Annotated in this window: 19 protein-coding genes and 2 pseudogenes; 10 read left to right on the plus strand and 11 right to left on the minus strand. The window is 41.7% G+C overall.

Features of this window, described 5'->3' with window-relative positions; genetic code table 11:
• The 7 genes from QQJ93_RS10875 (at position 1) to zntR (ending at position 7242) form a co-directional block, all read left to right on the plus strand.
• Positions 1-2316 (plus strand): MMPL family transporter, encoded by a 2316-nt coding sequence (locus QQJ93_RS10875; protein WP_284186087.1) that lies wholly within the window; start codon positions 1-3, stop codon positions 2314-2316.
• A 1-nt stretch (position 2317) separates the two neighbouring features.
• A complete protein-coding gene (locus tag QQJ93_RS10880) occupies positions 2318-2971 on the plus strand; it encodes a DUF3261 domain-containing protein (protein ID WP_089122201.1) in 654 nt (217 codons plus the stop codon).
• Positions 2972-3025: 54 nt separating this feature from the next.
• Entirely contained in the window at positions 3026-4228 is a 1203-nt protein-coding gene (locus tag QQJ93_RS10885) for a beta-ketoacyl-[acyl-carrier-protein] synthase family protein (protein ID WP_089122200.1), read from the plus strand.
• A complete protein-coding gene (locus QQJ93_RS10890) occupies positions 4221-4691 on the plus strand; it encodes a hotdog family protein (protein WP_089122199.1) in 471 nt (156 codons plus the stop codon). The genes QQJ93_RS10885 and QQJ93_RS10890 overlap by 8 nt, the downstream gene beginning before the upstream one ends.
• Before the next feature lie 22 nt (positions 4692-4713).
• Complete coding sequence (locus tag QQJ93_RS10895) at positions 4714-5439, plus strand: 3-ketoacyl-ACP reductase FabG2 (protein WP_089122198.1); 726 nt, start codon at positions 4714-4716, stop codon at positions 5437-5439.
• Positions 5436-6683 (plus strand): beta-ketoacyl-ACP synthase, encoded by a 1248-nt coding sequence (locus QQJ93_RS10900; protein ID WP_089122197.1) that lies wholly within the window; start codon positions 5436-5438, stop codon positions 6681-6683. Before QQJ93_RS10895 ends, QQJ93_RS10900 begins: the two co-directional genes overlap by 4 nt.
• Positions 6684-6786: 103 nt before the next feature.
• A complete protein-coding gene (zntR, locus tag QQJ93_RS10905) occupies positions 6787-7242 on the plus strand; it encodes a Zn(2+)-responsive transcriptional regulator (RefSeq protein ID WP_089122196.1) in 456 nt (151 codons plus the stop codon).
• On the opposite strand, the gene QQJ93_RS10910 is transcribed toward zntR, so the two are convergent.
• The 4 genes from QQJ93_RS10910 to QQJ93_RS10925 form a co-directional block, all read right to left on the minus strand.
• Positions 7239-8138, minus strand: a complete 900-nt coding sequence (locus tag QQJ93_RS10910) for a cation diffusion facilitator family transporter (protein ID WP_089122195.1) — start codon at positions 8136-8138, stop codon at positions 7239-7241. The genes zntR and QQJ93_RS10910 overlap by 4 nt on opposite strands.
• A gap of 195 nt (positions 8139-8333) precedes the next feature.
• Positions 8334-9212, minus strand: a complete 879-nt coding sequence (locus QQJ93_RS10915; protein ID WP_089122194.1) for a LysR family transcriptional regulator — start codon at positions 9210-9212, stop codon at positions 8334-8336.
• Positions 9213-9462: 250 nt separating this feature from the next.
• A complete protein-coding gene (gene glmS / locus QQJ93_RS10920) occupies positions 9463-11295 on the minus strand; it encodes a glutamine--fructose-6-phosphate transaminase (isomerizing) (RefSeq protein ID WP_089122193.1) in 1833 nt (610 codons plus the stop codon).
• Positions 11296-11385: 90 nt separating this feature from the next.
• The gene (locus QQJ93_RS10925) at positions 11386-12147 is read right to left on the minus strand and encodes a DeoR/GlpR family DNA-binding transcription regulator (RefSeq protein ID WP_089122192.1); all 762 of its coding nucleotides are present in this window, start codon (positions 12145-12147) and stop codon (positions 11386-11388) included.
• Positions 12148-12545: 398 nt separating this feature from the next.
• Between QQJ93_RS10925 and pykF the strand changes: the two genes are divergently transcribed.
• Positions 12546-13958, plus strand: a complete 1413-nt coding sequence (pykF, locus tag QQJ93_RS10930; RefSeq protein ID WP_089122191.1) for a pyruvate kinase PykF — start codon at positions 12546-12548, stop codon at positions 13956-13958.
• A gap of 145 nt (positions 13959-14103) precedes the next feature.
• On the opposite strand, the gene QQJ93_RS10935 is transcribed toward pykF, so the two are convergent.
• The 7 genes and pseudogenes from QQJ93_RS10935 to QQJ93_RS10960 all read right to left on the minus strand — a co-directional run bounded on the left by QQJ93_RS10935 (position 14104) and on the right by QQJ93_RS10960 (position 19984).
• Positions 14104-14235 carry a hypothetical protein gene (locus QQJ93_RS10935; protein WP_086961987.1) on the minus strand — a complete coding sequence of 44 codons (132 nt, stop codon included), beginning with the start codon at positions 14233-14235 and terminating at the stop codon, positions 14104-14106.
• Positions 14236-14378: 143 nt separating this feature from the next.
• Positions 14379-14873 (minus strand): acetolactate synthase small subunit, encoded by a 495-nt coding sequence (gene ilvN, locus QQJ93_RS10940; RefSeq protein WP_089122190.1) that lies wholly within the window; start codon positions 14871-14873, stop codon positions 14379-14381.
• 1 nt (position 14874) lies between these two features.
• Positions 14875-16593 (minus strand): acetolactate synthase 3 large subunit, encoded by a 1719-nt coding sequence (locus tag QQJ93_RS10945; RefSeq protein WP_089122189.1) that lies wholly within the window; start codon positions 16591-16593, stop codon positions 14875-14877.
• 558 nt (positions 16594-17151) lie between these two features.
• Positions 17152-17256: pseudogene (leuO, locus tag QQJ93_RS16455) on the minus strand (transcriptional regulator LeuO); the annotation flags it as partial.
• A pseudogene (gene leuO / locus QQJ93_RS10950) lies at positions 17236-18117 on the minus strand (transcriptional regulator LeuO); the annotation flags it as partial. The pseudogenes leuO (QQJ93_RS10950) and leuO (QQJ93_RS16455), both read right to left, overlap by 21 nt.
• Before the next feature lie 275 nt (positions 18118-18392).
• Complete coding sequence (locus QQJ93_RS10955; protein ID WP_089122187.1) at positions 18393-19448, minus strand: MJ1255/VC2487 family glycosyltransferase; 1056 nt, start codon at positions 19446-19448, stop codon at positions 18393-18395.
• A 5-nt stretch (positions 19449-19453) separates the two neighbouring features.
• Positions 19454-19984: a phosphatase PAP2 family protein gene (locus QQJ93_RS10960; RefSeq protein ID WP_089122186.1), complete on the minus strand. Its 531-nt coding sequence runs from the start codon at positions 19982-19984 to the stop codon at positions 19454-19456.
• Between the two features lie 603 nt (positions 19985-20587).
• On the opposite strand from QQJ93_RS10960, the gene leuA reads away from it, so the two are divergent.
• Both leuA and leuB read left to right on the plus strand, forming a co-directional pair.
• Complete coding sequence (leuA, locus tag QQJ93_RS10965; RefSeq protein ID WP_089122185.1) at positions 20588-22138, plus strand: 2-isopropylmalate synthase; 1551 nt, start codon at positions 20588-20590, stop codon at positions 22136-22138.
• A gap of 100 nt (positions 22139-22238) precedes the next feature.
• Positions 22239-23327, plus strand: coding sequence for a 3-isopropylmalate dehydrogenase (gene leuB, locus QQJ93_RS10970; protein WP_089122184.1), 1089 nt, complete (start codon positions 22239-22241; stop codon positions 23325-23327).
• Positions 23328-23339: the final 12 nt, after the last annotated feature.

Consider the following 23339-nt stretch of genomic DNA (forward strand, 5'->3'; position numbering starts at 1 on the left):
ATGTTGATCTTAGCCGTTGTATTGTTAACGCAATTACTTGGCCGATCATTACCAGTCGAAACCAACATCATGGCGCTGTTACCCAAAAATCAACAAGATCCTAGTGCGCAAATTGCCTTTGATCGGGTCGCCTCAAGCATGAGCGACAAAGTGATCTTTTTAGTTTCAAGCCCAGATCAAGATAAAGCACAACAAGCTGCCCAACAGTTTGAAGCGCAATTGAAACAATTCCCTTTATTCAAACAAGTCAATGGCAAGCTGGCGCAAGATGCCCAACAAGCATGGGGACGATTTTTCTTCCCTTACCGGTTTCAACTTCTCACACCAACTCAGCAACAAAGGCTCACCAATTCACCACAATCACAAACTCAATACGTGATTCAATCTGTCTATAGCCCATTTTCTGGTGTCAGTGGCAATGAGCTCAACAGTGACCCCTTTTTATTATTCCGTGACTACCTCAAACAATTAACTGCTCACTCTGGTAATTTTCGATTATCCAACGGCTATTTAACGACTGACTACCAAGATCAGCATTACGTTTTGATCAGCGCTGATCTCAACGGATCGGCCTATAGCATGGCATTACAAGATCAACTGGCTGAACTTTCTCAATTGGAGGACGATCTCAAACAAAAATTCAAACAAGATCAAATCAATGTCATACACACCGGTGTGATTTTTTACGCTGCTCACGGTACTCAAAGTGCTAAAAGTGAAATCAGCACTATCGGCGTGGGTTCGTTAGTCGGCGTGATCTTATTGATTCTATTAGTTTATCGCAGCATGATGCCATTAAGCCTGGCACTACTTTCCATCAGTTGCGGCCTAGTGGCGGCGTTTGTCATCACTGTGCTGATTTTCGGCAAAGTACATTTATTTAGCCTAGTGTTCGGAGCAAGCTTAATTGGTGTGTCTATAGATTACGCCTTTCACTACCTTACTGACCGTTTAGCAGCTGGCTCTCGCTGGAATGCCTCGCAAGGGTTAAAGCATATTCTGGTGGCCATCACACTAGGGCTTATCACCAGCTTAATTGGCTACCTAGGTATGTTAATCGCGCCCTTTCCTGGTTTACAACAATTAGCACTATTTTCCGCAATTGGCCTTTTTTCAGCCTACGCAACCGTGGTGTGTTGGTATCCAATTTTAGCAGCAACTCCAAGCGTAGATCGCGCCTTGCCTTTCCGAAAAATACTCACTCTATGGTTGTCATTATGGCAGCAACCAAAAGTACGCATCATCATTCCGTCGGTATTTGCAATAGCCGCAGGAGTTGGTTTGTATCATGCCCACTACAATGACGATATCCGTCAACTACAAGCCATGCCTGTAAATCTCAAGCAACAAGAGCAAACCATAAAGACTATTTCAGGCATTCAAAATGACCAACAAATGTTACTGGTGCAAGCGCAAAATAATGATCAATTATTGGATAAACTACAGACCATCTCCAATCAACTTGAACTGCAAATCCAAGCAGGCAATTTAGGTGGCTATCAAAGTATCAGCCAGTTTATTGCCAGTCCACAACAGCAAGAGCACAATTTCGCATTAACCCAATCACTTTATCAATCGCAAAGTCAGGCTTTATCTCAAGCATTGAAGTTAAAGCAAACACCAAAACTAGATTCAGGTTTTAAAGCAATTACCATTGAGCAATTCCTTAATTCACCGATTTCAAATCCAGTACGCTTTATGTGGTTAGGTGAAATAGACGGACAATCTTCCGCAGTCATTACCCTCAACGGTGTACAGAATAACCAAGCAATTGAAGCATTTGCAGGGCAACAATCCAATGTAAGCTATCTCAATAAAACCCAAGAAATCTCACAACTGTTTGGTTTATATCGCCAACATGTCACGCAATTATTAGTGTTGGCTAGCCTAGTGATTTTGTTGGTGGTATCACTGCGTTATGGATTCACTCAAGGAATACGAATCGTGCTTCCTCCGATGATTGCAGGTACCGTTGGAATAGCGGTGACCGTACTCACTGGCAGCGCACTCAATTTATTTAACTTACTGGCACTAATTTTAGTCCTTGGAATTGGTATTGATTACACACTGTTTTTCGCCGAACAATCTAGATCACAAGCAAGCTCTGATGCCCATCTAGCATTAAAACGTAATTCTACACTGCTCGCGATAAGCTTATCTGCGTTAACCACAATTCTCTCTTTTGGTCTATTAGCACTCAGCGAGACTCAAGCTATTCATAGCTTTGGTATTACCGTGTTATTTGGCATTATCATCAGTTGGTTATTAGCACCATTGGCAATGAAGCCACCAGCGACTATCAGTAAGGAAAGTTGAAATGAATATTCTAGCTAAATTTATAGGATTGATATTACTGGTAAGCCTGACCGCTTGTTCAACACACTCAAAGACTTCTTCCTTCAATAGCCCAGAAGAAAAGAATCGAATCCAGATTGCTGATGAGACTTGGGTCGCCTTACCCCAACCGTCAGAACTAGGCTATACACTGACTGCCAGTCAATTACTCAGCGTACGATATATTGATCAAACGAAAAAAGCACAAAGCAACCAACTGCCAATCCAATTACAAATCACTCAAGATAAATTAGTACTAGCAGGCTTTTCTTCTTGGGGAACCCGTTTGCTCAGCTTAAGCTACCAAGATAATCAATTCGATACTTATGTAATGGCAGGGCTAGGCAGTAGCTTGCCCAAGCCTGAACAAGTTTTGTTTAATTTGATGATCACTTTATATCCATTGGATGTCTGGCAACCTAAACTACAACAGATTGGTTGGAGATTAACGGAACAACAAACCGACGATAGCCAACTTCAACATAGCAAACAAAGAGCATTGTTCGATAATCATGGCAAACTGATCGCAGAGATTAATTATGCATCAATTGACCCACTCAAAGGTGACATTACTTTTATTAATCACGCTCTAGACTTCACCATTGTGATAAAAACCTTACAATACCAACAAGATTAATATTTGTGCTTTCATCATCCATGATATTGCCATGTAATAAGGACTATTACCCGAATGCCTAAACAGCCTAATCCTCCTCTGTATATTCATGCATGTGGCTCTCACTCCGCATTAGGCTGGACAACGGAAATGATCCACCAGCATTTACAGCAAGCCAACACGCCAAATATGCAAGTCAGCACCAATTGGCTCAATGATGGTAGTGAAACGGTAGTCGGAGTGGCTAATGGTCCATTGCCGACCATCGATGAAAAGTTTGCTCACCAAAATACTCATAACAATCGCCTAGCATTGTCGGCATTACTGCAAATTGATCACACGATCAAGCAAACTATTGAAAAATATGGCGTAGACAGAATTGCCGTAATTATTGGCACGAGCACTTCAGGTATTGCCGATGGAGAGCATGCCCTTACACAGTGGCAACAAAGTGGTGAACTCCCCGTAGGCTTTGATTATCATCAACAAGAAATGGCGAATACCAGTCGATTTATTGCTGATTACTACAATATAACTGGCCCGAGCTACACCATTTCAACGGCTTGTTCCTCCAGTGGCCGAGTGTACATTTCTGCCCAACGTTTACTTAAAGCGGGCCTCGTTGATGCAGTGATTGTTGGCGGTACCGACACCTTGTGTAAACTGACTTTAAATGGTTTTTATGGCTTAGAAGCGCTATCGCACCAACGCTGTAACCCTTTTAGCGCCAACCGTAATGGTATCAATATTGGTGAAGCGGCAGCTTTCATGCTGCTCAGCCTTGAAAAGCCCGATCCTAATCAAGATTGTTTAGCTTTATTGGGAGCTGGCGATAGCTCTGATGCCCATCATATTTCAGCACCACACCCACAAGGCAATGGCGCAGAGCAAGCGATGCGTAAAGCACTAGAAAATGCTGGGCTCCAAGCTTGTGATGTTGGCTATATTAATGCTCATGGCACCGCCACTAAACTCAATGATCAGATGGAAGCCAAAGCCATTGAACGAGTATTTGGCAATCAAGTTCCAGTCAGTTCAACCAAACCACTTACCGGACACACATTAGGCGCGGCGAGTGCAATTGAAGCCGCAATTTGCTGGCATGTATTACACTATCAACTGCCAATCCCAGCACAAATTAATGATGGTGAAAACTCTGAATTTAGCATTGCCTTGGCTACACCTAATCAACGTTTAAAACAACCAACCATTTTGAGTAACTCTTTCGCTTTTGGTGGCAATAACGTCAGCCTAATTTTTGGATATCCAAATGACTGAAACAAGTAATACTTCATTACCCAATATCGCCAGTTTAGTGCCGCATGCCGCACCGATGATCTTAGTCGATAAGCTGATTGCAGTTGATCAACAAAGCATTCACACTCAAGTAATTATTAAATCCGATGAACTGTTTTTTAACGTTGAGAATCAAAGCGTACCCGGCTATGTTGGCATTGAATATATGGCACAATCTATCGCTGCTTGGTCTGGCTTTCAAGCGTGGCAAAAAGGTGAGCCACCTGCGATAGGTTTTTTACTAGGTAGTCGCCGCTATCAGAGTCAGTGCTCCGAATTCTCGCTTGATGAAACCTTAGATATTTATGCTGAACAAGTAATGGAAAATAATGGCATGGCGGTATTTCAATGCCGTATCGACGTCCAAGGAAAAACAGTTGCTAACGCACAATTGAATGCTTTTGTGCCTTCCCCTGAACAATTAAATGCTATGCAGTCTCAGTAGTGTGTGAAAAAAGGAAAAACGAATGTCACGACATGTTCTCGTCACTGGCGCAAGTAAAGGCATAGGCCAAGCAGTTGCAATTCAATTAGCCCAAGATGGCTTTGATGTCGTAGTTCACTACATGAGTGATCAAACTGGTGCCGAACAAACTCAAGCTACGATTCAACAGGCAGGTGGTCAAGCTCGCCTATTACAATTTGATATTAGCGATCGCGAGCAGTGTCGTGAAAAAATTGAAGCGGATATTGTAGAACATGGCGCTTATTATGGTGTTGTCAGCAATGCAGGAATTACACGCGATACTGCCTTTCCTGCCATGATGAGTGACGAATGGGATAGCGTCATTCATACCAACTTAGACAGTTTTTATAACGTTCTGCATCCTTGCGTTATGCCAATGGTACAGCTACGCAAAGGTGGCCGTATTATCACCATGGCTTCAGTATCTGGCATTATGGGTAACCGTGGACAAACCAATTACAGCGCAGCCAAAGCAGGCGTGATTGGTGCCACTAAATCACTCGCCTTAGAACTAGCCAAACGAAAAATAACGGTAAACTGTGTCGCGCCTGGCTTGATTGATACAGGTATGGTTGATGAACACGTTCAAGAACACGCACTACCTCAAGTACCGCTACGTCGTATGGGCAAACCGGAAGAAGTGGCAGGTTTGGTCAGTTACCTAATGTCAGATAATGCGGCTTACATTACGCGCCAAGTAATTTCAGTAAATGGAGGTTTAGTATGAGTCGTCGTGTTGTGGTAACAGGAATGTCTGGCGTCACCGCTTTTGGTAACGATTGGCAAGCAATAGAGCCAAAATTAAAAGCTTGTGAAAACGCCGTACAATTTATGGAAAGCTATGTTCAATACGATGGCTTAAACACAAAACTAGCTGCTCCAGTATTAGATTTTGAACTACCAAAGCATTACACCCGTAAGAAAATTCGTGGTATGGGTCGCGTCTCTCAAATGGCAACCTTAGCTTCAGAAAATGCTCTACTACAAAGTGGCTTATTAACCAGTGATGGTGAGAAACATGAAATTCTGACTAATGGCCAAACCGGTGTAGCTTATGGGTCTTCCACCGGCAGTACTCCCGCTATTGGTGCGTTTGGTGTGATGCTTAATGAAAAATCAACTCGTGCCATCACCGCCACCACTTATGTTCAAATGATGCCGCATACCTCAGCAGTCAATGTTGGTTTATTCTTTGGGCTGCGTGGTCGCGTAATCCCAACCAGCAGCGCATGTACCTCTGGTAGCCAAGCCATTGGTTATGCCTATGAAGCCATCAAACATGGTTACCAAACTGTGATGGTTGCTGGCGGTGGTGAAGAGCTATGCCCAACTGAGTCAGCCGTTTTTGATACCCTTTTTGCCACCAGTTTAAAAAACGATGCGCCTAAAACCACCCCTCGCCCTTACGATAAAGATCGTGACGGGCTCGTCATTGGTGAAGGTGCTGGCACCTTAGTACTTGAAGACTATGACCATGCCGTTGCCCGTGGTGCTAAAATTTATGCCGAGATCGTAGGCTTTGCCAGCAATTGTGACGCTGCACATGTGACCCAACCGCAAATGGAAAACATGCAACGCTGTATGGAATTGGCTTTAGAAAATGCTCAGCTAGCACCAAGCGTCATCGATTATATTTCCGCTCATGGCACCGCAACCGATCGTGGTGATATTGCTGAAAGCCAAGCCACCTTTAATGTATTCGGCAATCAAACACCTATCAGCTCACTAAAAAGCTATTTTGGTCATACCTTAGGAGCTTGTGGCTCGATTGAAGCTTGGCTGAGCTTAGAAATGATGCATTCAGGATGGTTTAGCCCAACCCTAAATTTAGAGAATATCGACCCTGAGTGTGGTGACTTAAACTACATTCGTGGCAATGGTTGTGAAATGGATTGCCAATACATCATGAGCAATAACTTTGCTTTTGGTGGTATTAATACTTCAATCATCTTTAAACGCCATTCTCACTAGCTTTCAACAATAAAATCCCTTTTACTCAAAAACCATTGGCCCTAGACTTAGATCTAGGGCCTGTTGAACTTTGGACATAAACGATGGAAGAAAGGAGTCGCTGATGTACAAGATAGGTGAACTAGCAAAGTTATGTGGCATTAATAATGACACACTGCGCTTTTATGAAAAATCAGGCTTATTGAGCCCATCAGCTCGCTCTGAATCTGGTTACCGCCTTTATAACGAGCAAGATAAGCAAGCACTACAATTTATTATTCGAGCCAAAAAGGTTGGATTTAATTTATCCGATATTAAAGAGCTACTTGAAATCGAAGTCGATAAAGCTAGTAACTCCTGCTTTGATGTCAAACAAGTTGTTGATGCTAAGCTCGCCGATGTGGAGCAAAAACTTTCTGAACTGCAACACTTTCAACGTTCATTAAAAACCTTATCTTCCGCTTGTTGTGGCGGCAAAGGTAGCGCCGAAGAATGCACCATCTTACAAGCCTTGGAAACCAATACTGAACAAGTGGCCGTAGAACAACATCACCATGCCGAAAACTGTCAGAAACATTAACTCGCAATATTAATCGTGAGCTGTAATTTTAATGGCAAAGAAGACAAGTGAGTTTCAATTCTTTGTCTCGCTTGTTCAATATCATCACGCGAGATCAACTCACTAGAATCATCAACATGAAGATCCACATCAACCCACAATTCATGGCCAACCTTTACCACACCCGCTAATTCAATTTCCTGCTGAGAATCTTTATTCGTCACCGTAATAGTTTGATCAACGGTTTGGCAAATCTCTTTACTTGGTGCCATTAAAAAGATTTCTCTTAATGCAGAGCGCAACATCCCAAATGGCACTTTAATGAAATAAAATGACATCAGCAGCATCATCATTGGATCTGCATATACAGCGTATTTTGCTAATGGTGTTAATGTCATCAACCAGGCCACCACAAACCCTGCTGTTACCGCAACACTAAGTAATGTATCCATTTGCCATTGCTTCACTTCAGCATCAATCAAACCAGAAAAATGTTTGTTCCTTAATGAAAGCATGCACCACCAAGCCAGACCACAACCAATCACATTGATAACACCAAAAGCGGTTGCAATCGAAACATCAACAGCACGGCCTCCAGTAAACATGGCGCCAATGGCTGAATATAATGAATAGCTGACAATTAATAAGATCACCGCACCTTTCACGGCGATAACCGCAGGTTCAAATAAAGCGCGGCCAAAAGGGAATTGGGCATCTGATGGTTTTTTAATATAACGAGCAGCAACTAGCGACAATAATGTTAACAGCAGACTAACAAGGGAATAGACTCCATCAAACATGATGACAAGTGAGCCAACAAGTAAGCCAACAATCAACCCACCCCCTGCAAATATTGATGCAAAAAGAGCGGAGAAAGCTAAAGCACGATTTTCGTTAAACTTTGTATGAACAGACATTTTATGAATACCTTTAGATAACTAAAGATATTTTGGGGGAATGTAGGATCTTTACAATAAAAACTTACACAAACCAGCAATAGAAAAACAATATTTCGAATTAAATCACTTATAAATCAACAACTAAAATCCAACACCACCCGTCAAATTAACTGACACTGACCGCTACAGAAAAGTAAAGAAACCCAAAATACTTTAGAAGTCGAACAGATAATCGCTCACCTTATCAACTAACCAGTCAATAGCAGGACTATCGGTCCCTTCGGCAACACTGAACATACAAAAATCTTCTTGTGTTAATCCATAAGTATGGCGAATCACAGAAAGACGCTGTTCACGCAAATGATGACGAATCAATGGCTCTGGAAGTACTCCCCATGCCGATTCAGTTAATATGGTATTAAGCATATATTCAAAACTAGAAAAGCCAATATAACGGCGAGAAAAAGGCTCTAAACTGGCATTGTCTTGCTCATTTAGATAAGCCATGACCGCTTGCATAGACTTGCGTAACTCTTCATCTGTAACTCGCTGAAGTTTGCTTAATGGATGAGTTGAACTACACACCGACATCATACGAATTTTGCCTAACGGTTGACGAACAATACGTGCATCATCGATATGCTCATAATCCACTCCGAATGCAAAATCAACCTGTTGAGTTGCCACTAAATTGGCTAAGTCTCCACTTGAAGCCAAAATGATGTTAAATGAAGTACTAGGAAACTGCTTACTAAGTGAATGAGCAAATTCCTGCCATAACAGATCCGGTAAGGCATCATCACGAGCTATCCATATTTCCGATGCAAACTCATCAGACACTTGAGAGCAAATTCGACGAACACGAGAAGTGGTAATAAGAATACTTTCAAAATCCTTATAAACGGCCTTACCGACTTCAGACAAGGTTAGGTTATTGCCAGTGCGGATAAACAACTTAACATTTAGATCCATTTCAAGCGCTTTAATTGCCATACTAAGCTTAGTGCGATTACATTCTAACTGCCGGGCTGCTTCAGAAACGGAACCAGTATTAGCAACAGTGCAAAATGCTTCAATTTGTGACAAGTTCATAGCCAGCTCACCTAATTAAAGTCTCGGAATAATAAACAATTATTAAAAGATTGCCTATCAACACCATTCATTGTTGTACAAACAATTTTAGCCTAACCAACAGAAATTAAGGATTCATCTCAATTAAATTAAAACCTCGAGAGTTGGATGCTGGTGACATAAAAAATGGCTGTGTCCAATCTGAACACAACCATTTACTCATAACCAGGTTTTAACGGCTAGATGAGATATGTAACTTATTGATTTAAAATTACTCTACCGTAACCGCCTTAGCTAAGTTCCTTGGCTGATCAACATCGGTGCCTTTAATCAAAGCAACATGGTATGAAAGTAACTGCATTGGAATGGTGTAGTAGATTGGTGCAGTGATCTCACTGACATGTGGAAGATTAATGATCTTCATACTTTCATCGGCTTCAAATCCTGCGCCAGCATCGGCAAACACATACAGTAAACCGCCACGCGCGCGGACTTCTTCAATATTCGATTTCAGCTTCTCTAGTAGCTCATTATTGGGTGCGACCACTACCACAGGCATATCCGCATCAATTAAGGCTAACGGACCATGTTTTAGCTCACCGGCAGCATAAGCTTCAGCGTGAATATAAGAAATTTCTTTTAGCTTTAAAGAGGCTTCTAGTGCAATTGGGTAATACTCACCACGACCTAAGAATAGCGTGTGATGTTTGTCGGCAAAGTCTTCTGCTAAGGCTTCAATATCTTTATCGTAAGCAAGTGCTTTTTCAATTTGAGAAGGCAATAAATGTAGAGCTTCAACAATTTCTGCTTCTTTTGCGCTATCAATACGTTGCTGCTGTTTACCCATAGCAGTGACCAGCATGAGTAGTCCCGCTAGTTGAGTAGTAAAGGCTTTAGTTGAAGCGACACCAATCTCAGTGCCAGCACGTGTCATAAAGGCAAAATCAGACTCACGAACAAGAGATGAACCTGCAACATTACAAATGGTCATTGCTGACATATAACCTTTTTCTTTGGCTAAACGTAATGCGGCTAAGGTGTCGGCAGTCTCGCCGGATTGAGACAAGGTGATCAGTAGGCTATTTGGTCGAGTCACAAATTTGCGGTAGCGGAATTCTGATGCAATTTCCACATCACAACTTACGCCAGCCAAAGACTCAAACCAGTAACGTGCTGTCATACCTGCATTGTAAGACGTACCACAAGCGATGATTTGTACATGCTCAACTTTAGATAGGATCTCGGCAGCATTCACACCAATGCTTTCGGTAACCACTGAATCTTTGGTTAATCGAGCTTCCATGGTATTAATTAATGCGGTTGGCTGTTCAAAGATTTCTTTTTGCATAAAGTGACGATATTGACCTTTATCACCCGCATCATGCTCTGCGCTTGATTCAGAAACCGTGCGTTCTACTCGCTCACCATTTTCAGCAAAAACGGTCACTTCACGACGAGTCACTTCAGCAACATCACCTTCTTCAAGGTACATAAAACGGCGAGTCACATTTAATAGAGCCAATTGATCCGAGGCGATAAAGTTTTCACCTACGCCTAAACCAATCACAATTGGGCTACCTGAACGCGCAACGACTACACGGCTTGGATCTTTACGATCAAATACGACCGTGCCGTAAGCACCATCAAGCTGCTTAACTGCTTTTTGTAATGCTTCAATTAATGTTGCAGAAGTACGACGTTCCCATTCAACTAAGTGAGCAATCACTTCAGTATCAGTTTGAGATTCAAACACATAACCACGCTCACGTAAGGTTTCACGCAAGGATTGATGGTTTTCAATAATACCGTTATGCACCACTGCAATATCATTTGAAACGTGTGGATGGGCATTGATTTCAGAAGGTTCACCATGAGTTGCCCAACGAGTATGAGCAATACCGGTTCCACCAAACACATCGGCAGCGTCAACCGCATCAGCTAATTCTTGTACTTTGCCTAAGCGGCGTACACGCGTCATGTTTGAATTACCATCGACGACCGCGACACCGGCTGAGTCATAGCCGCGATATTCCAAACGACGTAAACCTTCAACAAGAATTTCAGCTACATCACGCTGCGCAACAGCACCCACGATTCCACACATATTGTTATCCTTTTTTATTCCTTTACCAGCAGCAAGCAAAAGGTGGTAAAGCGTAATTTAATAAATTGATTAGATTTTAAGTTTTCGATATTAGGCAATCAGAACTTGCACATTATGTTGTTGTATTTGTGCTTGTTGTTCGTCAGTAATGCCATTATCCGTTACCAGCACATCGACTTTGTCCCATGCCAGTTCTAAATTTGGAATTTTTCTACCAATCTTGTCAGATTCCACCATCACCACCACACGGCGCGCCACTTCGGACATAACCTGACTGAGGCCAAGCAGTTCATTAAACGTTGTGGTGCCACGTTCCAAATCAATCCCGTCTGCTCCAATAAATAATTGGTCGAAATCGTATGAACGCAGAACTTGCTCAGCGACTTGCCCTTGGAAAGATTCCGAATGGGTATCCCAAGTGCCACCGGTCATTAATAAAGTTGGTTCGCTTTCTAGTGCATTTAATGCATTAGCGACATTCAGTGAGTTGGTCATCACCACTAAGCCTCGCTTATGATTAAGTTGCTCGATCAAAGCACCAGTAGTACTACCGCTATCAATAATCACTCTATGGTGATCTTTAATTAACGATGCTGCCGCTTTAGCCAGCGATACCTTTCGTTTCGAAACCTCTTCTGAAAATTCTTCATCGATGATTTCTTTAGGTAAAGCAATCGCCCCACCGTAACGGCGCAATAGCAAACCACTGGCTTCCAATGCCGACAAGTCTTTTCTTATAGTGACTTCAGAGATATTAAATTGCTTATTTAACGCTTCAACACTGACTTCACCAAATTCATTTACCTGTTGAACAATAAGATGACGTCGCTGTTGAGTATTTCGTTTTGACATAAAATAAAACCAATTAAGTTTCGAAACGAAACATATTAAACACAATCGAAACTTATTTGTCTATTTTTTTCACCACAAAAAATAAATGTTTTTTGAAGAAACCTTGTTCTAAGACAAGTAAGTATCGTGATCTTCCCCACAAAGACTGGTAAAATTATTACCCCATTTAAGAAACAAAATTACAACGCAGCCCCTCGCAGACTACAAAATGAAATGGTGGCTGCAACGAAAGTGAAGTGTGGCCGTGCGAGAATGGGAATAATGACTACAATGTAGGTCAGACAATAAAAATGCAGTAAAGAATTTCTGTTTTAGCGCATCCAACCTTTCTCGTTGTTTGCGGTTAAAACGCATAAAAATTGAAAAATGTAATATTACTTACCGGAGAGTATCTACTCATGAAAAAGACCAAAATCGTATGTACGATTGGCCCGAAAACTGAATCTGTTGAGAAACTAACTGAACTAGCAAACGCTGGCATGAACGTAATGCGTTTAAACTTCTCACACGGTGATTTCGAAGAACATGGCAACCGTATTGCTAATCTTCGCCAAGTAATGAAGAACACAGGTAAACAACTTGCGATCCTTTTAGATACTAAAGGCCCAGAAATCCGTACTATCAAACTAGAAAACGGCGATGATGTTGCCCTAGTAGCTGGTCAAGATTTCACATTCACAACCGATATCTCTGTTGTGGGTAACAAAAACACAGTAGCGGTAACGTACCCTGGCTTCGCTCAAGACCTTAAAGCTGGTGATACTATCCTAGTAGATGATGGTCTTATCGAAATGGAAGTGGTAGCAACGACTGATACTGAAGTTAAATGTAAAGTATTAAACAACGGCGACCTAGGTGAAAACAAAGGTGTTAACCTTCCTGGCGTTTCTGTAAAACTACCTGCACTTGCTGAAAAAGATAAAGCTGACCTTAAATTTGGTTGTGAGCAAGGCGTTGATTTCGTTGCTGCTTCTTTCATCCGTAAAGCAGACGATGTAAAAGAAATTCGTGAATTGCTATGCGCAAACGGCGGCGAGAACATCCAAATTATTTCTAAAATCGAAAACCAAGAAGGTGTTGATAACTTCGATGAGATTTTAGAAGCTTCTGACGGCATCATGGTTGCTCGTGGTGACCTAGGTGTTGAAATCCCAGTTGAAGAAGTAATCTTCGCTCAGAAAATGATGATCGAGAAATGTAACCGCGCACGTAAAGTGGTTATCACTGCAACTCAAATGCTTGATTCTATGATCAAAAACCCACGTCCAACTCGTGCAGAAGCGGGTGACGTTGCGAACGCAATCATGGATGGTACTGATGCAGTAATGCTTTCTGGTGAGTCTGCGAAAGGTAAATACCCTGTTGAAGCGGTAACTATCATGGCGCAAATCTGTGCTCGTACTGATAAAGCTCTAAAAGCAGAACTAGGTTCTCGTTTAGATAGCCCTCGTCTACGTATCACTGAAGCAGTATGTAAATCAGCAGTAGAAACTGCCGAGAAACTTGCTGCTCCAGTTATCGTTGTAGCAACTGAAGCAGGTAAATCTGCTCGTTCAGTACGTAAATACTTCCCAACAGCAAAAATCATTGCCGTTACTACGAACACTAAGACTGCAGCACAACTTTGCTTGTCTAAAGGTGTAACGCCAATCGTTGTTGAGTCTATCAATGATACTGAAGACTTCTACCGTCAAGGTATGGCTCTAGCGCTAGAAACAGGCTACGGCGAGAAAGGCGATGTAACTGTTATGGTTTCTGGTGCTCTAGTACCATCAGGCACAACTAACACTTCTTCTGTTCACGTTCTTTAATTAAAACGAACCGATAGAAATACCAAAGGAGGCCAATCGGCCTCCTTTTTTCTACTTTTCTTACACCTGCAAAACACAATCTACCTTTAGTTGTACTACTCACTGCAATATCTTCCCTACGTTAGATACTACCTTTCCTACGCCATTACCAACCAAAGAACTCTTGATGATGAGTGTTCAGCAACACCACCAACAATAAGAAATATAAAGCACTAATATTGATAGCAAGTACTAACAAACTAGCAATCGTTACCCTCACAACCACGACATTAGACATAAGCCACTCACCGAAATTGATAAATATTCATTCAATAAGTTTAGTGAAGTTTTGCCGATTTATTAGACTAAAGTCTTAGATCTTTTTTTCATAAAAAAACGCAACCCGTAGGCTGCGCTATCAGTTATGGTATTAGAAAATCACTATGCTTTTAAAGCACGCTCTCCACGGGCTATACCAACGACTCCACTGCGTGCGACTTCAATGACATCAGTCATCTCTGATACCGCTTTAATAAAAGCATCTAACTTAGCACTATCGCCAGCGAGTTGAATGGTAAATAATGAAGCGGTCACATCAACAATCTGTCCACGGAACACATCAGATAAACGATGTACTTCAGCACGAGAAAAGCCACTAGCTTTTACTTTTACTAACATCAATTCACGTTCAACATAATCGTACTCAGTAACCTCTTGCACCTTAAGTACATCCACTAGCTTGTGTAGGTTTTTTTCAATCTGCTCAAGCTGTAGCGCATCAGTTGCAGTAGTGATATTTATACGAGATAAGGTTTCATCATCCGTCGGAGAAACAGTTAATGACTCAATGTTATAACCACGTTGTGAGAACAAACCAACAACACGTGATAAAGAACCTGGTTGGTTTTCTAATAGCAATGAAATGATATGTCTCATATTAGGTTCTCTCCGTCTTGCTTAACCACATTTTATCCATTGCTTCACCTTTAATTTGCATTGGATAAACATGCTCAGTTTCATCAACATTAATATCAACAAACACCAGACGATCTTTCATATCTAAGGCTTTTTGTAGGCCAGCTTCTAGCTCATCTGGAGTATTAATACGAATCCCAACATGGCCATAAGCTTCAGCAATGGCAGCGAAATCAGGCACAGAATCCATATAAGAATGAGAATGGCGACCTTGATAAATCATATCTTGCCATTGCTTTACCATGCCTAAGAAACGGTTATTCAGGTTAATAATCTTAACCGGAATGTCATATTGCATACAGGTTGATAGCTCTTGAATATTCATCTGAATACTGCCATCACCGGTAATGCACACCACTTCTTCTTTTGGCATAGCAAACTTAACGCCCATTGCCGCCGGTAAACCAAAGCCCATGGTGCCTAAACCACCAGAGTTAATCCAACGACGTGGCTTATCAAATGGGTAATATAGCGCAGCAAACATTTGGTGCTGACCGACATCTGAAGCAACATAAGCTTCACCTTTAGTTAGCTTGTAAAGCGTTTCGACTACCTGCTGAGGTTTAATACGATCTGAAGTACGATCGAACTCTAAACATTTACGATTGCGCCAACTTTGTAGTTCTTGCCACCAAGTTTCAATCGCCTCACTATCTTGATCTGCACCTTGATCTTCAAGCAGCTTTAACATGCTATTTAATACTTCATCAGCAGAACCTACGATAGGTAAGTCCGCTAGAATGGTTTTAGAGATCGAAGATGGATCGATATCAATGTGCATAATCTTGGCATTAGGGCAGTATTTTTCGACATTATTGGTGGTACGGTCATCAAAACGCACCCCGACGCCAAAAATAAGATCAGCATTATGCATCGCCATATTAGCTTCATAAGTACCGTGCATACCTAACATACCCAGCGAATTATGGTGAGTCGCAGGGAAAGCGCCCAGCCCCATTAAAGTACTGACTACTGGTAAATTCAGTGCTTCAGCAAGCTTAATCAATTGCTCACTGGCTTCTGCAATAATGGCCCCACCACCGACATAAAGTACTGGTTTTTTCGCTGCCAGTAAGGCTTTCAACCCTTTCTTAATTTGCCCTTTATGACCCGAAGTTGTCGGATTATAAGAGCGCATTTTAATTTCATCAGGGTAGTGATAAGAGAATTTTTCTAATGGATTTAAAACGTTTTTCGGTAGATCAACCACCACAGGGCCAGGTCGGCCGGTAGAGGCTAAGTAAAACGCTTTTTTTATGGTTTCTGGAATATCTTCAGCTTTAGTGACTAGGAAGCTGTGTTTAACGACAGGACGGGAGATCCCCACCATGTCACATTCTTGAAAAGCATCGTTGCCAATTAAGCTACTTGGTACTTGGCCAGACAACACTACCATTGGCGCAGAGTCCATATAGGCAGTCGCAATACCGGTAATGGCATTCGTTGCACCAGGGCCGGAAGTGACGAGAACAACGCCGACTTTACCCGTTCCCCGAGCATAGCCATCTGCCATGTGGACCGCAGCTTGTTCATGACGAACCAGTACGTGTTCAATATCACTCTTTTCATGTAAAGCATCGTATATATCCAAAACTGAACCGCCTGGATAACCGAAGATATGCTCTACACCTTCATCTATTAGGGAACGGACGATCATATCCGCGCCAGATAACATTTCCATGTTGCCTCCTGTTAACTGAATTTCATCGACCTTAATATAAAGTGCAATAATTCAGTGCTACATAGTTAGGGCTTATTTTTAGCCTAAGAAACTTCAGGCTGCTTAATACTTTAGATTTACAAAAGCACTGCAACCTTGCTATGTACCTATTTGCATTGTCATAACAAGCAACTAGGGTGCATACGCTCAAAGTCACCTTTGAACTTGACCACTTTACCGCCATTAACAGAAACTTGTCTATTACTCTAAAGTTATCCGAATCATAAAAATTAACAAATAACCCACATAATCAGTGATAAAGACTGTATATCCAGCAGACCTCAAAACATCCCGACCAATACCCTTCTTAAATTCAGTAGATAATAAAACCAACAATGAGAGATTAATCTCGTTTTTGTACCCAAGTAACTTCAAGGTACAGAGTTCAGCACTATTACCCAAGCCTTCAAGCGTAAGAGGTTGGCGAAATAATGTAAGCACCTTAAAATCAATCTGACCTAACAAAAAAACGCAGCCTCTAATCAAATAGAGACTGCGCTTTTTAAAAGAGTTTACTTGTTATAGGCTTGCGGCAAGAGTCTCGCCACAAATCAACATCAATTGATCTCTCATCCAGATGTGACCTTTATCTTTCTCACTAGATTCATGCCAGCTTAAGTAACCCGCTACCTTATTGTCTGCGTATGGGTAAGACATGACTTTATAGTTTGCACGAGTAGGAACAGAATCAATCAACCAACGAGGAACCACTGTCACTAATTCAGATTGACCTACTACGTACAAAATATTGCTTAAACTTGTACCATGGTAAGATGCTTGGAATTCAAAATCCCCGGTATAAACACGTTCATAGAAACTACGTACACCGTTTACTTTCGATAACGTTGCATGCTTTTCTGCCATAAACTCTGCTTGACTAATTTGAGAGCCAATGCGTGGATGATTTGCCGCAGTCACCACGACAAGTTCATCACTGAAGATTTCCGTGCTTGAATATCCTGGCTGCTCAAAACGTGCATAATCAATCACAAAATCAACTTCTTGATAACGAAGTTTTTCAGGCAAGTGGCGATCAAAATCAGCATCCAGGCTTAATTGAATGCTTGGGGATTTTTCAGCAATACCATGCATAATTCTTGGTGCAAAGCGCAAATCTGAAGGACTGCAAACCGCTAATTTAAATACTCGCTCTGATGTTTCAGGAACAAAAATAGAATTCGGTAATTCATTGCGCACTAATTGCAGTGCTTGACGAAGCGGGCCAAACAATTGACGAGCGCGTTGAGTCGGTTGGATACCACGACCATGACGCATGAATAATTCGTCATTAAACATAACTTTTAAACGAGCCACCGCATTACTTACGGCAGGTTGTGACATACCTAAATACTGTGCCGCACGAGTAATATTTTGCTCTTGCATTACTGCATCAAAAACGGTCAACAAGTTAAGATCTACGCCACGTAAAGTTGATTCCGTTCTTAAATTAAGGGCAGTGTTTTTTGGTTCAGTAGAAAGTGTCATGTTGTGTTGTGCCTCTTTTAATTGTAGTTCAATCACACATAACGACCGTGATTATCAACTACAAAAAGATATCGAATAATAATTGTATTTGCCCCGCCAATATGTCGGGTGGCACTTACTATTCACCAAGCAAATATTAGAAGCAACCGTATTGATATTAAATCATTTTTATTTACCAAAAATCACTAAAAAAACTAAACTTTCAATGGGTTATATTAAAAACATAAATTAATATAAAAAACATTTAACGACTAAATTGATGACAAAAAAGTTGTTCACTCATTAATCAAAGCATAGTGAGGGAAATCAACTTGCTCCCATAAGTAGCTCCACAGCGGTGCAATATTCTCCCACTCACCTTGTACTACCCAATCAGCAATTGACTCGGCAACATTGGGATAAATCACTCGCTCAGCCGGCTCATCATCTAACCAAGTTCGCACGATACTAGGATCAAGCCATTGCATTGAACTGGCTAACCCTAAAGATTCAAGTGTCGCCACATTACTCATTTGTTCAAATTGTCCATCTAATGGTTTTAATAGTAATTTCTTACCCAAGGTTAATGCTTCAGAAGGCAACTCAAAACCACCATTGGCAATCACACCATGACAAGCATGCAAATCTCGTTGGAAGTTTTGATACGACAAAGGCATAAAAGTAAGGTGCTCTTGTTGATTTACTTCTTTTATTTCTGGGTGGTAACAAATGAAATGACGATTGGAGAAGCGTTGTAAAAGATCACTTATGGCTGGTAGCGCCTCGAAAGGTAAATAAACTAAAATAAAGTCATGCTTTTGGTTATCAATTTGCTTGGGTGTATGAACGATTGGCGGCAAAATGGGTTGCTGAAAATGGTACCAATGCAATCCTAAATGATGTTGAGTAGGCGCAAAATGCTGTATCAATGTCTGATCAAGCCAACTCGCCCCTTTCTTTGGCACGGAATAGCGAAAGGCATTTTGATGGCTTATCCCAATGCTCGGCACGTTTTGCTTTTTAGCCGCCCAAGCAGTAATCGGTTCAAAGTCATTGAGCACCACATCATAGCCTTCCAAGTCCATCTCTGACACTTCTCTCCATAGTTGGCTAGGATTTGTATTCAAGGCAGTTTTCATATGGCTGACTTTGCCCTTTTCAGTCGTAAATGTCAGTCCACGTCGGGTTTGATAGTCCCCAAAATCTTCCATTGAAAAATAAGCTTTGTCATCTCGTCCCGAGAATAAGAAATCAACAGAGACATCCGATTGTTTAGATAAAGCAGATGCCATTGCCCGTGCTCGAGCGATATGACCATTTCCTGTACCTTGCACGCCATATAAGATTTTCATTCTTTTCATCCACCAGCTAAAATATTAATTGCTGCGATAGCGCAACTGATTCCCAAAGCTGCCCCTAGTACAATATCCGTTAGAAAATGCACTCCTAACAGAATTCGAGAAAACCCGATCAATCCAGCCCAAATAAAAGGCAACAAACCGAATTCCGGATAGTAATTTTGTAATAACACTGCCATTAAGAAAGCGGCTGCCGTGTGGCCAGAGGGCAAGCTATATTGATCGGATGGAGTGATAAAAGAAGTTAACAAATGGGATATTTGTGCTGGCCTGCGACGTTTAAAACTATTTTTAGCTAACCAATAAATTGGCAATTCCAGTAAAAATGCTAACAATCCCGCCAGTAAAAAATATTGACCCGTTCTCGGCTCAAACAACCAAGCTAATAACCCCATCACTGCGTATAAATGTCCATCACCAGTATGAGAGATGGCTTTGCTAATACGAGCAACTGGTAAATTAAAGCGGTGTTGTAAGCAAAATAAAGAAAACGCTAAATCAAAGCGTGCGATTGGCTGTATGGTTTTCATCGTATGCTCCTTGTTCGATGCTTAATCAGCACTACACTGGCTAAGGTAAGGGAGATAAATGACAAAAAAGTGACGATATTTTGTTCTTATGATGAAAGGTGATTTCCAGATATAAATAGGTATAGCTAAGTGACTTCAAAGTGCAGAATTTAGAGCTCTCATCCAAACCTTTAGGTAAAGAAGATTGACGAAGAAATGTAAGCATCTTTAAAACCAATCTCACATGGCATAAAGATTTGAATGAGAGGCCATTAAGTTATTTGGATATTTTTTCATCCAAAAGGTTGACGCATCCCCCTTGAGTGCGGTACTAATTGAATCAGTTTTTACGTGGTCGAAGACATTGCTAAGCTAGTTTTGATAAATAGCACTCGGTTAACATAGATAACACTAAGGTACCAAGCATGATTCAACAATTTTCAGCTCTACTGAACCTCCTCCTCATCGTGACTCAATCGCGCGGGTAGGCAGTGGACGAAAAACCACATACGATTTCAAACAAGCCCGCATCCCGATGCGGGCTTTTTTATTCGCAAATACTCAAAAATAAGTAGCCGAATAAACCGCATTGGATAGCAAAGCATTAATCACAAGGAAGATAACATGAACGATCAAGTCATTATATTCGACACCACACTACGCGATGGCGAACAGGCACTTTCAGCAAGCCTAACCGTAAAAGAAAAACTACAGATCGCTTATGCCCTAGAACGTTTAGGTGTAGATGTTATCGAAGCTGGCTTTCCAGTTTCTTCACCCGGTGACTTTGAATCCGTTCAAACCATCGCTAAACAAATCAAAAATAGCCGAATTTGCGCCCTATCCCGTGCAGTAGAAAAAGACATTGATGTCGCAGCAGAAGCGTTAAAAGTCGCTGAAGCCTTTCGTATTCATACTTTTATTTCCACATCGACTATCCACGTACAAGATAAACTTCGCCGTAGTTATGATGACGTAGTAGAAATGGGGGTTAATGCTGTTAAACGTGCACGTAAATACACCGATGATGTAGAGTTTTCTTGCGAAGATGCAGGTCGTACTCCAATTGATAACCTATGCCGCATTGTTGAAGCTGCCATTGATGCAGGGGCAACAACCGTTAATATCCCAGATACCGTTGGTTATACTCTACCAAGTGAATTTGGTGGTATCATCGAAACTTTATTTAATCGCGTACCAAACATTGATAAAGCAGTCATTTCAGTACACTGTCATGATGACCTAGGTATGTCAGTTGCTACCTCTATGGCGGCAGTTCAAGCTGGCGCTCGCCAAGTAGAAGGTACCATTAATGGTATTGGTGAACGTGCTGGTAACTGTGCGTTAGAAGAAATCGCCATGATCATTCGCACTCGCGCGGAATTGTTAGGTGTTCATACTGGCCTTAAATACGATGAAATTCATCGCACTAGTAAACTTGTCAGCCAATTGTGCAACATGCCAATTCAATCGAACAAAGCGATTGTCGGTGCCAATGCCTTTAGCCACTCATCAGGTATTCACCAAGACGGTATGTTGAAGAATAAGAATACTTACGAGATCATGACACCAGAATCCATTGGCCTTAAAAACCAAGCATTAAACCTGACCAGTCGCTCAGGCCGCGCAGCCGTCAAAAGTCACATGGAAACCATGGGTTACAGCGATGGTGATTACAACCTAGATACTCTATACGAGGACTTCTTGAAGCTAGCTGACCGAAAAGGCCAAGTATTTGATTACGATTTAGAGTCATTAATGCACTTTGCTAACTTGCGTGAAGAAGATGATTTCTTTAAGTTAAATTACCTAAGCGTGCAATCTGGTAGCGTGATGGCAACCACCAGCATTAAATTACAATGTGGTGAAGAAGAAAAATGTGAAGCAGCAGTCGGTAACGGTCCCGTCGATGCACTTTATCAATGTATCTATAAACTAACCGGTTATGACATTGTATTGGATAAATTCGACCTAACCGCCAAAGGTGAAGGGGAAGACGGCCTAGGTCAAGCGGATATCATCGCCAACTACAAAGGTCGTAAATATCATGGTACAGGTCTTGCGACTGATATCGTTGAAGCTTCTGGCCAAGCCTTGTTGCATGTTATAAATAGCATTCAGCGTGCCGACCAAATTGCCAAGATAAAGCAATCTAAAAGAATTGAAACGGTTTAATTGACCAACCGCTAAACAAGTAGCTGACCAGATTGATTGAAACAGCGGCTCAGCTACTTACACAATATGACGTAGATAAATATTTAAGGAATAAATAACCATGGCAGGTACATATAAAATTGCTGTTTTACCCGGAGATGGCATCGGCCCTGAAGTCATGCAACAAGCGCAAAAAGTACTCGATGCGATTGAAAAAAAACATGGCATTTCATTTGAGCGCCAAGAATTTGATGTCGGCGGGATTGCAATTGATAACCACGGTACACCACTACCAGAGAGCACAGTCAAAGGTTGTGAAGAGGCTGATGCAGTATTATTTGGCTCGGTAGGTGGTCCAAAGTGGGAACATCTACCACCAAATGATCAACCGGAGCGCGGTGCACTACTTCCACTGCGTAAACACTTCCAATTATTTTGTAACCTTCGTCCAGCACAAATCCATACAGGCTTAGAGAGCTTCTCACCATTACGTGCTGATATTTCTGATCGCGGCTTTGATATCGTAGTCGTTCGTGAATTAACGGGCGGTATTTACTTCGGTCAGCCGAAAGGTCGTGAAGGTGAAGGCCCACAAGAAAAAGCTTTTGATACTGAGGTTTATCATCGCTATGAGATTGAACGCATTGCCAAAATCGCATTTGAATCAGCGCGTCTACGTGATAAAAAAGTCTGCTCGGTAGATAAAGCAAACGTGCTACAAAGCTCAATTTTATGGCGTGAAGTGGTAGAAGAAATCGCTAAAGACTACCCTGATGTCGAGCTGTCTCACATCTACATCGATAACGCCACCATGCAGCTAATCAAAGATCCCTCTCAATTTGATGTGATGCTTTGTTCAAATATTTTCGGCGATATTATTTCTGATGAATGCGCAATGATCACAGGCTCTATGGGCATGTTGCCATCCGCTAGCTTAAATGAAAGCAAGTTTGGTCTATATGAACCAGCAGGTGGTAGTGCGCCAGATATCGCAGGAAAAAATATTGCCAACCCAGTGGCGCAAATTCTATCAGCAGCATTGATGCTTCGTTACAGCTTAAATGAAGAGCAAGCGGCGCAAGATATCGAACAAGCGGTATCAAAAGCACTAGCAGCCGGAGAGCTGACTGCCGATCTTGCTGGTAAAAACCCCGCCCTTTCGACTTCAGAAATGGGTGACAAGATTGCGCAGTACATTCAGTCATTATAATTAATTTGAGCA

The organism is Vibrio algivorus, from assembly GCF_030161215.1.
Taxonomy (GTDB): Bacteria; Pseudomonadota; Gammaproteobacteria; order Enterobacterales; family Vibrionaceae; genus Vibrio; species Vibrio algivorus.